This window comes from Cellulomonas sp. IC4_254, assembly GCF_011603975.1.
In the GTDB taxonomy this organism is placed as follows: Bacteria; Actinomycetota; Actinomycetes; order Actinomycetales; family Cellulomonadaceae; genus Cellulomonas.
This window is the reverse complement of sequence record NZ_JAANNB010000073.1, coordinates 6,440-16,653: the sequence shown is the minus strand read 5'-3', so window position 1 is coordinate 16,653 and position 10,214 is coordinate 6,440. Positions and strand designations below refer to the sequence as shown.

Sequence of the window (10,214 nt, the reverse complement as noted above, 5' to 3'; positions counted from 1 at the left end):
TCGCCCACCGCGCCGGTCCGCGTCGTCATCGCCGGCCGCGACGTGGACGTCCCGGTCGACCCCGTGGGCGTCGCGCCGGACGGGCAGATGGAGATCCCCCCGCTCGCCGAGCGCGGCGGCTGGTACCGGTTCGGCGCCGACCCCGGCGACCCGGCCGGTACGACCGTCGTCGCCGCGCACGTCGACTCGATCGCCTCCGGCGGGACCGGACCGTTCGTGCACCTGGTCGACGTGCGGCCCGGTGACGCCGTCGCGGTCACCCTCGCCGACGGCAGCACCCGGTCCTACGCCGTCGACGCGGTGACCCGGTTCCCCAAGGACGAAGCGCGGTGGCCCGACGTCTTCACCCGGGACGGACCGCCCCGGCTGGCGCTCGTGACCTGCGGCGGCACCTTCGACCGCGACACGCGGCACTACGCCGACAACGTCCTGGTCACCGCGACCCCCGTGGGGACATGATGGCCTCCGCGACCCCCGCAACCCGCGGCGGGACCCGGCCCGCGAGGAGGCGCGCCCTGTCCAGCCCCGTCGCGCACCTGCGCCCGCCGCCCGAGTGGGACGACGACGCACTGGCGCGCGCGTTCGAGGCGGGCGACGAGCAGGCGCTCGCCGAGGCGTACCGGCGGTGGTCGGCCTTCGTGCACACGGTGGCCCTGCGGTCGCTGGGGTCGGGGGCCGACGCCGAGGACGTCACCCAGCAGGTGTTCGTCGCCGCCTGGCGCGGGCGCTCCGGCTACCGCGCCGACCGGGGACCGCTGCGGGCCTGGCTCACGGGCATCACCCGGAACGCCGTGGCGGACGCGCTCGCCCGCCGCAGCCGGGACGCCCGGGACCTGCGGGCCGTCGCCGCCCGGGCCGGCCGGGAGCCCGAGCCGGAGGCCGCGCGGGTGGCGGACCACGTCGTCGTCGTCGACGAGCTGCACCGGCTCGGCGAGCCGCAGCGCACCATCCTGGCGCTCGCGTTCTACGACGACCTCACGCACGACCAGATCGCCCGGCGGCTCGACCTGCCGCTCGGCACGGTCAAGAGCCACATCCGTCGTAGCCTGCAACGGCTGCGCGACCGCTTGGAGGTGGACGGTGCCGCACCTCGACCCTGACGCCGTCGCGCTCGCCGCGCTGGGTGAGCCGCTCGACGCGGCGCCGCGCGCGCACCTCGCGGCGTGCGCCGACTGCGCGCGCGAGGTCGCGTCGCTCGCCGCCGCGGCCGCCGTGGCGCGCGCCGGCGACGGCGGCGGGCTGGTCGCGCCGCCCGCGGCGGTGTGGGACCGGGTGCACCACGAGCTGGGGCTGGCCGACGACGTGGCTCCGGAGGACGCGGGGACGCGCGCGGTGCGCGACGACGCGGCGTGGGACGACGCGGCGCAGGACGGCGCGGTCCGGGACGACGTCGTGCGCGGCGACGCGGCGGACGGTGGCGCGACGGCGGGCGGGCCCGAGCGGGCCGGCGCCGATCCCGCGCCCGCCCGTCGTCGCCGGCGCCGGCCCTGGCTCGCCGCCGCGGCCGCGGGCCTGGTCGTCGGCGGCGTGGCGGGTGGCCTCGCCGTCTCCGCCGCGCTGCGTCCCGAGGCCGAGACGGTCGTCGCCGAGGTCCGGCTCGAGGCGCTGCCCGGGTGGTCGGCGTCGGGCGACGCGCAGGTCGAGGAGGACGCCGAAGGCCGCCGGACGCTGGTGGTGCGCGTGACCGACGCGGACGCCGACGGGTTCCGCGAGGTCTGGCTGCTGGACGCCGGGGCGACGCGGCTCGTCTCGCTCGGGGTGCTCGACGGCGACGAGGGCCGGTTCGCGCTCCCGCCCGGCCTGGACCTGGCCGAGTTCCCGGTGGTCGACGTGTCCGCCGAGGCGTTCGACGGCGACCCCGCGCACTCCGGCGACAGCATCGTGCGCGGCGAGCTCTCGCTCCCGGCCTGACCGCGTCCGTCGAGTGTCCAGAACCCCCGGGGCATACCGGGCGAACCGGATCGGCTTCTGGACACTCGACGGGTCATCCGCCGCGGGTGAGGCCGCGCGGCGGCCGCACGGCCACGGTGGGCCGGAGCGGACGGAGGGACACGATGACCGGCACCGGGGGAGCGTCGTCCACGGTGCTCGTCGTCGGCGCCGGGCCGGTCGGGCTCACCGCGGCGTGCGAGCTGGCCCGGCAGGGGGCGAGGGTCCGGCTGGTCGACGCCCTGCCCGAGCCGACGGCCCAGTCGCGGGCCGTGGTCGTGCACGCCCGCACCCAGGAGCACCTCGCGGCGATGGGCGTCCTGGACGAGCTGGCCGCCCGGGCGGTCGAGATCACCGCCGTCGAGGTCCGCTCGGGCGCCGCGGGCACGCTCCGGCTGCGCGCGTCCACCGCCGGCATCGACTCCCGGTACCCGCGCGCGCTCGACACCCCGCAGCCGGTGACCGAGGCGGTGCTGGCCGGCCTGGCCGCGCGGCTCGGGGTGGCCGTCGAGCGCGGCGTCGAGCTCACCGACCTCGCGCAGGACGAGGACGGCGTGGACGTCACGCTCGCCTCGGCGGCGGGGACCGAGCACGCGCGCGTCGGCTGGGTCGTCGGGGCGGACGGCGGGCACAGCCGGGTGCGGGCCGCCGTCGGCGAGCGGATCGAGGGGGTGTTCCACGGCGAGCACTTCCTGTTCGCCGACGTCGCCGCCGCGACCACGCTCGCGCCGGACACGATCCGGCTGTTCGCGGGCGCCGACGGCGTGTCCGGCGCGTTCCCGATGCCGGACGGGCGGACCCGGTTCCTGGTCCAGGTGCCGGCCCCGGGGTCGCGGCCGCCGGGCGCGCGGTCGCCGGGCGCGGGCTCCGCGGGCGCGGCCGTGGAGCCGACGCTGGACGAGGTGCAGCGGCTGGTTGACGACCGGATGGGCGAGCACTGGCGGCTGAGCGACCCGCGCTGGCTCGTCGGGTTCGAGATCCACCACGGCCAGGTCGCCCGGTACCGGCACGGCCGGGTGCTGCTCGCGGGGGACGCCGCGCACGTGCACAGCCCGGCGGGCGGCCAGGGGATGAACACCGGCATGCAGGACGCGGTGAACCTCGCGTGGAAGCTCGCGCTGGTGAGCACCGGGCGCGCCGGCGACGCGCTGCTCGACAGCTACCACGCGGAGCGGCACCCGGTCGGCGCCGCGGTCGTGCGCCAGACCACCCGGCTCACGCACGCGGTCGCCACGCAGGGGCCGCGCGCCCACCTGCGCGACGTCGGCCTGCTGCTGCTGGGGCACCTGCCTGCGGTCGGCGAGGCGGTCGCGGCGAACATGGCCGAGGTGCGGCTGCGGTACCGGCGGAGCCTGGTGGTGGGTGGCGGCGACGGCGTGCGCGGCGCGTGCCCCGGCGACCACGCCCCGGACCCCGCCGGGCTGTTCGACGCCGCGGGTGGCCCGGCCCGGGTCGGCGACCTGCTGCGCCGGCCCGGCCACCTGCTGCTGACCACCTGCCTGTCCCGGACGGCGCACGAGCGGCTGCGTGGCGTGCTCGGCGGGCTGGGCACGGTGGTCCCCGTGCGGCCGGCAGCCGCCCCGACCCACGACGGGTCCGCGGACGGGCCCGTGCTCGTCGACCCCGGCGGTGTCGTCGCCACCCGGTACGGCATCGGGCACGACGGCGCCGCGCTCATCCGGCCCGACGGGTACCTCGGCTACCTGTCGGCCCGCACCGACCCGGTGGCGGTCGCCCGGCACCTCGCGGAGCGCGAGCACGTGCTCGTGACCGCGAGGGTGTGACGCGCCGTCACCAGCACAGGCAGAACGGGTGCCCCGACGGGTCGGCGTACACCTGGAAGCCCTCCGCCGCGTCGGGGTCCTCCGCCGGCTGCAGCAGCTGCGCGCCGAGCCCGGTCACGTGCGCGTGCGCCTCCGCCAGGTCCTCGACGTACAGGTCCAGGTGGATCTGCTGCTGCTCGCCGTCCGGCCAGTCCGGCCGGACGTGGTTCGGGGCCAGCTGGAAGCCCATCCGCGGCTCGCCGTCGACGACGAGCATGTGCCAGTCGTCGTCCGGCTCGACCGTCCCCCCGAGGACGCCGGCCCAGAACGCGCTTTCGGTCGCCAGGTCCGCCGTGTCGAACACCGTCACCTGATGTCTGATCCGCATGTCCTGATCCTGGCATCGGCCCCCGACACGCGCCCGGCAGCGGGCGGGGTCGGTGGTCGTGCTGCGCGACGGGGCCTCAGCCTGCTCGCCGCGGTGGCCAGGTTCGACGAGACCTGGCCCGACCCGCCCCGTGCGGGCAGCGCACGGGGCGGACCCTGACCTCCCGCTGCTCGTGCTCTAGGTGTCCTCGCCGTCCGGGTCGTCCGCCGCGGCGGCGTCGGGCAGCTCCGCGCCGTCCGGGCCGAGCGCGCCGACCAGCTCGACCTCCTCCGTCACCGGGTCCAGCCAGATCTGCCGGCCGGGCCCGGTGGCGGCGGTCTCGAACCGGACCGCCACCCGGCCGTCGTCGCGCGTGTTCACCACCCAGCCCCGCCCGTGCGTCGGGTGCCGGACGTCGAGGCCCGGGGCGGCGTCCTCGACCCGGAGCCGGCCGCGGCGGCGCCGGGCGACGGGGCGCAGCGCCTCGGCGTCGTCGGCGTCCGCCGGCGACCCGGCCGCGCCCGCGGCACCCGCCGACCCTGCCGCACCCGCCGCACCCGCCGGTCCCGCCAGGTCGAGCATGAGCTGCGCGTGCTCCGACAGCCCGCTGAACGCGACCCCGAGCAGCCGCACCGGCTCGGTCAGCTCGACGAGGTCGAGCGCCCGGGCCGCCGCCTCGTGCAGCGCCGCCCGGTCGGCCGTCGGCGAGGGCAGCGACACCGCGCGGGTCACCGTGCTGAACCCGGCGAACCGCACCTTCACCGTCACCGTCCGCGCGGCACCGCCGTGCCGCTCCAGCCGGGCGAACGCCTGCTCCGCGACGGCGGGCAGCTGGGCCGCGACCTCGGCGCGCCCGTGCAGGTCGCGCTCGAACGTGTGCTCGGCGCCGGCGGACTTCCGCTCCCGGGTCTCCGCGACCGGCCGGTCGTCCCAGCCGCGCGCGACCCGGAACAGGTTCGACCCGGCGGCCTCGCCGAGCACCATCGTCAGGGTGTCGAGCGGCTGGCCGCGCAGGTCCTCGACGGTCCGCACGCCGATCTTCTCCAGCCGCTCCGCGGACACCGGGCCGACGCCCCACAGCGACCGCACCGGCATCGGCAGCAGGAACGCGTCCTCGTCGTCCGGCGCGACCACCACGACCCCGGCGGGCTTGGCGGCCGCGGACGCGAGCTTGGCGACGAGCTTCGACCGGCCCATCCCGACGGACACCGGCACGCCGGCCAGGTCGACGGCGCGCTCGCGCAGGTCCCGGGCGACGCCGGGCCAGCCGTCGGGGCCGGGGCGCACGGTCCCGAGGTCGGCGAACGCCTCGTCGATGCTCAGCGGCTCGACCGCGTCGGTGCGCTCCCGCAGCGCCGCCATGATCCGGGCCGAGAACGCGGAGTACGCGTCGAACCGGGGCACCACGACCGTCGCCTGCGGGCAGGCGCGCCGGGCGCTCGCCATCGACATCGCCGACCGCACGCCCATCGTCCGGGCCTCGTAGGACGCCGCGGCGACCACGCCGCGCGGGCCGGTGCCGCCGACCAGCACCGGGCGTCCCCGCAGCGACGGGCGCTGCGCCTGCTCGACCGACGCGAAGAAGGCGTCGGCGTCCAGGTGCGCGATGCTCGGCTCGGCGCGCAGGCGCGGGGCCGTCACCTCGCTGCTCACCGGGCCATGCTGCCGCACGCCGCCGACACGCGCGCGGGTGCACGATGGGTACGGCCACGACCGACGACCCGGGAGGTCCCGTGCAGCTCCTGCTGACGTCCGGCGGCGTCACCAACCCGAGCATCCGCGCGGCGCTGGAGCGGCTGCTGCCGCGGCCCGTCGCCGAGTGCCGCGCGCTGGTCGTCCCGACCGCGCAGTGGGGGCACCCGCTGTGCGGCCCGGCGTCGGTGCGGGGCCTGGTCGCCGCCGAGCCGGGCTTCGAGCACCTGACCGGCCTCGGCTGGGCGTCGCTCGGGGTGCTGGAGCTGACCGCGCTCCCGACCATCGGCCCCGAGCGGTGGGCGCCGTGGGTCCGGGACGCCGACGTGCTCCTCGTCGACGGCGGCGACGCCACCTACCTCGCGCACTGGGTGCGGGAGTCCGGGCTGGTGGACCTGCTGCCCGGCCTGCCCGACCTGGTGTGGGTCGGCGTCAGCGCGGGCAGCATGGTCATGGCGCCGCGGGTGGGGGAGATGTTCGTCGAGTGGGCCGACGCGCCGGACGACAGCGCGCTCGGGGTCGTGCCGTTCGGGATCTTCCCGCACCTGGACGCGTTCCCGACCAACACGATGGCGGCCGCCGAGCGGTGGGCGGCGGGGCTCGGCGGCGTCCCCGGGTACGCGATCGACGAGCAGACGGCGATCGTCGTGGCCGGCGGGACGGTCGAGGTGGTGTCCGAGGGGGAGTGGGCCCGGCTCGGCGGGCACGAGGGGGACCCGCGATGACCCGGTTCGCGATCGACGCCGCCGCAGCGCTCCGGCTGGTCGCGGCGGGCTTCACCGTGCCGGACGGGCAGCAGCTCGTGGCGCCGAACCTGCTGCGCTCCCAGGCGATGGGCCTGCTCTACCGGGACGTGCGCGCGGGCACGCTCGACCCCGCGCGGGCCGAGCGGCTGCTCGACGGGGTGACGACCCTGCGGGTGCGGCTGCTCGGCGACCGGGTGTCCCGGGCCGTGGCCTGGCGGATCGCCGCCGAGCAGGGCTGGGACGACGTCGCGCCCGCCGAGTACGTGGCGGTCGCCCGGCTGCAGGCGGACGTGCTCGTCGCGGTGGACGAGGACCTGGCGCGGCGGGCGCGGGGCCTGGTCGACCTGGCACCCGTCGAGGACCTGCTGGCCCTGGGCGCCTCGTAGGCCCCCGCGCGCCGTGCGCCCCCGCCGTCACCCGACGCGGAACACCTGGCTCCCGTCGCCGCCGTACCCGTACAGCACCCCGTCCACCGGCCACAGCGCCTGCACCTCGCCGGGGAGCGGGGTGGTCCACGCCCGGCGGCCGGAGCCCAGGTCGTACGCGGACAGGGTCGGCGCCGCGGCGTCGTCCGCCTGCTCGGACCGCAGCAGGTGCCGGCCGTCGGTCATCACCCACGACCCCTCGGCCGGGTCCGCCGCGACGGACCACAGCCCCTCGCCCGTCGCGGCGTCGACCGCCCAGACCGTCTCGGTGTCGCTCCCGTAGAGCACCCCCTCGAGCAGCAGGTACCCGCTGCGCGGGCTCGGCTCGCTCGCGCGCTCCCACCGGATGTCGCCGGTCGCCGTGTCGACGCCCCGGAGCACCGAGCGCGTCCCGTCCTGCGCGAGGACCGGCTGCATCCCCGGTGCGGAGCCGTCGTCCGGGTAGAGGTACAGCGGGTACCCCTCGGCGGTGGCCGTCCCGGCGCCGTCCGCGCCGAGCAGCCGCGCCGGGCCGGAGTCGGGGACGCCCACGAGCGCGTCCCGGCGCGCCGCGTACAGCGCGTCCTCGTGCGCCTCGACGCGTCCGTCCGCGGGGTCGACCGCCCACGTCTCCTCGTCGCCCTGCACCACGACGTGCCCGGCCTGCTCGTGGGCCCACCCGCTGGAGTACATCTCGTCGACCACGTCGGGCAGCTCCGTGCGCCACCGCTCGGCGCCGCCGGCGAGGCCGCTGCCGACCAGCAGCACGCCGCCGTCCTGGCGGGCCGCGACGACGAGCACGTCCCCGACCACGACCGCCTCGGCCCGCGGGTCCAGCTCGCGGAGCACGGTCGCGGCCCGGTCCGCCAGGTCGACCCGGAACAGGCGCGTCGTCACGGGGCCGCGGTCACCGCCCGGCCCGTCGGTCACGGTGCACCACAGCGTGTCGGCCGGCTCGTCGCCGCCGGACGAGCACGCCGCGGTGCGCGTGTAGCCGTCCTCCGTCGGCAGGGCGCCGATCTCGACGCGCCACACCTCCGCGCCCGTGCCGGCGTCGAGCGCGACGACCCCGGCGGGCGTGCCCGGCCCGGGGACCAGCACGCCCGCGACCAGGCCGTCCGAGGTTCGCGTCCCCGAGGACAGGACCCCCATGGTGTCGCCGTCGCCGTCACCGCCGCCCCAGGGCGTCGCCGCCAGCGGGGCCGTGACGGTCTCGCTCAGGACCCCCGGGGTCGCGCGGAGCCGGTCCGCGCGCGCCCCGGCCCGGTGGTCGGCGACCACAGGGACCGCGACGAGCGCCAGCACCACCGCGACCGGGAGCGGCCACCAGCGGCGCAGGAGCGCCCGGGCGCGCCGGGCGACGGCCGACGGCGGGCGCGGGTCGTCCTGCGGCTCGGCGAGGTCCTCGACGAGCTGCACGTCGGCCATGCGGTCCTGCCCCATGACGGGGGACTCTACGGTCGTGCGGCGCGAGGCGTGGCCGGTTCCCCGGGGCGGCTCAGGCCAGCGTCGCGACGTCGATGACGAACCGGTACCGCACGTCCGAGCGCAGCACGCGCTCGTACGCCTCGTTGACCTCGTCGACCGCGATCAGCTCGGTCTCGGGCGCGATGCCGTGCTCGGCGCAGAAGTCCAGCATCTCCTGGGTCTCGGCGATGCTGCCGATGCTCGACCCGGCGAACGAGCGGCGGTTGCCGAACAGCGTGAACACCTGGACGGGCAGCGGCTCGCCGGGCGCGCCGACGTTCACCAGGGTGCCGTCCAGCCGGAGCAGCGACAGGTACGCGCCCAGGTCGACGACCGCGGAGACGGTGTTGACGATGAGGTCGAACGTGTTCGCGAGCTCGGCGAACGTCGCCGGGTCCTCGGTCGCGAAGTAGTGGTCCGCGCCGAGCTCGAGGCCGTCGGCCTTCTTGCTCAGGGTCCGGGACAGCACGGTGACCTCGGCGCCCATGGCGTGCGCGAGCTTGACCGCCATGTGGCCGAGGCCGCCCATGCCGACGACCGCGACCTTCTTGCCCGGGCCGGCACCCCAGTGCGCCAGCGGGGAGTACGTCGTCACCCCGGCGCACAGCAGCGGCGCGGCCTTGTCGAACGGGATCGCCTCGGGCACGCGGAGCACGAAGTCCTCGTCGACCACGACGTGCGTCGAGTACCCGCCCTGCGTGATGGTGCCGTCGCGGTCGACCGACGCGTACGTCTGGGTGTTGCCCTCGAGGCAGTACTGCTCGAGGCCCGCCCGGCAGTTCTCGCACTCGCGGCAGGAGTTGACCATGCAGCCGACGCCGACCCGGTCGCCGACGGCGTGCCGGGTGACCTCGGCACCGACCTCGGCCACGACGCCGACGATCTCGTGTCCGACGACCTGCGGGTACGTGATCGGCCCCCAGTCGCCGCGGACGGTGTGGATGTCGGAGTGGCAGACGCCGGCGTAGCGGATCTCGATCAGCACGTCCTTCGGGCCGACGTCGCGGCGCTCGATCGTCACGGGGACGAGCGGCTCGGTCGCGGACGGGGCGGCGTAGGCGTTGACGGTGAGCACAGGACTCCCAGGGGTGCGGGGGACGGGGTGGGACGGTTCCCAGTCTCGACCCTCCGGCCCCGGGACGCCACGAGGGGCGCCTCCCTGACGGGAGACGCCCCTCGCTGCGTGCTGGACCCGGTCACCTCACCCGACGACGCCGGCGATCGCGTTGTGGTCCCAGGTGGTGCCGTCGCCGAAGTGGAACGTGCCCTTGTAGGTGTTCCGGTAGTTGGCGGTCGTCACGCCGTACAGGTACCAGTGCTTGAACGTCACCGAGCCCCGTCCATGTGACAGCACGAGGTCGTTGCCGGACTTGGTGACCTCGACGTCCTGAGGGGAGACACCACTCGGCATGCGGACCACGGAGTCCGTGTTCGAGTCGACGATGGTGTCGTCGCCGCTACGCAGGACGTAGGTGTCGGTGCCCGCGCTGCCCTCGAGGTAGTCGTCACCTGCCCCACCCGCCAGGACGTCGTCGCCGACACCGCCATGCAGCCTGTCGTCCCCATCCCCTCCGTAGAGGTGGTCGTGGCCGGGTCCGCCGCGCAGGGTGTCGTTGCCGGGTCCGCCGTGGATGGTGGTGGGTCCGGTGCCGGCGGTGATGGTGTCGTTGCCGTCGAGTCCGTGCATGGTGGTGGGGCTGTAGGGCACCGAGGTGAGGGTGTCGTCGTCGTCGGTGCCGGTGATGGTGAACCGGACGTCGTTCTCGATGGTCTCGCGGTCCCAGGTGGTGCCGTCGTCGAACTGGAACGTGCCCTTGTAGGCCAGGGGGTAGTTCTTGTTGGTCTC

10 protein-coding genes and 1 pseudogene are annotated in these 10,214 nt (G+C 76.7%); 6 read left to right on the top strand and 5 right to left on the bottom strand.

The features are described 5' to 3' along the window. The 4 genes from G6556_RS09165 to G6556_RS09150 all read left to right on the top strand — a co-directional run. Positions 1-459: class F sortase (locus tag G6556_RS09165; protein ID WP_166940603.1), on the top strand; the 459-nt coding region annotated here is incomplete at its 5' end. Beyond that, entirely contained in the window at positions 459-1,100 is a 642-nt protein-coding gene (locus G6556_RS09160) for a sigma-70 family RNA polymerase sigma factor (protein WP_166940601.1), read from the top strand. The genes G6556_RS09165 and G6556_RS09160, both read left to right, overlap by 1 nt. Further along, the gene (locus G6556_RS09155; RefSeq protein ID WP_166940599.1) at positions 1,081-1,911 is read left to right on the top strand and encodes an anti-sigma factor; all 831 of its coding nucleotides are present in this window, start codon (positions 1,081-1,083) and stop codon (positions 1,909-1,911) included. The genes G6556_RS09160 and G6556_RS09155 overlap by 20 nt, the downstream gene beginning before the upstream one ends. A gap of 143 nt (positions 1,912-2,054) precedes the next feature. Then, complete coding sequence (locus G6556_RS09150) at positions 2,055-3,713, top strand: FAD-dependent monooxygenase (RefSeq protein WP_166940597.1); 1,659 nt, start codon at positions 2,055-2,057, stop codon at positions 3,711-3,713. A 7-nt stretch (positions 3,714-3,720) separates the two neighbouring features. Here G6556_RS09150 and G6556_RS09145 read toward each other — a convergent pair whose 3' ends face one another. Then, positions 3,721-4,080, bottom strand: a complete 360-nt coding sequence (locus tag G6556_RS09145) for a VOC family protein (protein WP_166940595.1) — start codon at positions 4,078-4,080, stop codon at positions 3,721-3,723. 177 nt (positions 4,081-4,257) lie between these two features. Beyond that, positions 4,258-5,712, bottom strand: coding sequence for a DNA polymerase IV (locus G6556_RS09140; RefSeq protein ID WP_166940593.1), 1,455 nt, complete (start codon positions 5,710-5,712; stop codon positions 4,258-4,260). Between the two features lie 80 nt (positions 5,713-5,792). On the opposite strand from G6556_RS09140, the gene G6556_RS09135 reads away from it, so the two are divergent. Next, positions 5,793-6,476 (top strand): Type 1 glutamine amidotransferase-like domain-containing protein, encoded by a 684-nt coding sequence (locus G6556_RS09135; RefSeq protein WP_166940591.1) that lies wholly within the window; start codon positions 5,793-5,795, stop codon positions 6,474-6,476. Further along, entirely contained in the window at positions 6,473-6,883 is a 411-nt protein-coding gene (locus G6556_RS09130; protein ID WP_166940589.1) for a type II toxin-antitoxin system VapC family toxin, read from the top strand. The genes G6556_RS09135 and G6556_RS09130 overlap by 4 nt, the downstream gene beginning before the upstream one ends. A gap of 27 nt (positions 6,884-6,910) precedes the next feature. Here the strand turns inward: G6556_RS09130 and G6556_RS09125 are convergent, their stop codons facing one another. The 3 genes and pseudogenes from G6556_RS09125 to G6556_RS09115 all read right to left on the bottom strand — a co-directional run. After that, positions 6,911-8,344 (bottom strand): PQQ-binding-like beta-propeller repeat protein, encoded by a 1,434-nt coding sequence (locus G6556_RS09125; protein WP_166940587.1) that lies wholly within the window; start codon positions 8,342-8,344, stop codon positions 6,911-6,913. Between the two features lie 55 nt (positions 8,345-8,399). Continuing rightward, positions 8,400-9,443 carry an NAD(P)-dependent alcohol dehydrogenase gene (locus G6556_RS09120; protein ID WP_166940585.1) on the bottom strand — a complete coding sequence of 348 codons (1,044 nt, stop codon included), beginning with the start codon at positions 9,441-9,443 and terminating at the stop codon, positions 8,400-8,402. Positions 9,444-9,569: 126 nt separating this feature from the next. Continuing rightward, positions 9,570-10,214 (bottom strand): annotated as a pseudogene (locus G6556_RS09115) (calcium-binding protein); the annotation flags it as partial.

Bases quoted from the DNA above. Each gene is read 5' to 3' on its own strand.
- G6556_RS09160 (WP_166940601.1), top strand. From the start codon at position 459: ATGGCCTCCGCGACCCCCGCAACCCGCGGCGGGACCCGGCCCGCGAGG.
- G6556_RS09150 (WP_166940597.1), top strand. From the start codon at position 2,055: ATGACCGGCACCGGGGGAGCGTCGTCCACGGTGCTCGTCGTCGGCGCC.
- G6556_RS09145 (WP_166940595.1), bottom strand. From the start codon at position 4,080: ATGCGGATCAGACATCAGGTGACGGTGTTCGACACGGCGGACCTGGCG.
- G6556_RS09130 (WP_166940589.1), top strand. From the start codon at position 6,473: ATGACCCGGTTCGCGATCGACGCCGCCGCAGCGCTCCGGCTGGTCGCG.
- G6556_RS09125 (WP_166940587.1), bottom strand. From the start codon at position 8,344: ATGGGGCAGGACCGCATGGCCGACGTGCAGCTCGTCGAGGACCTCGCC.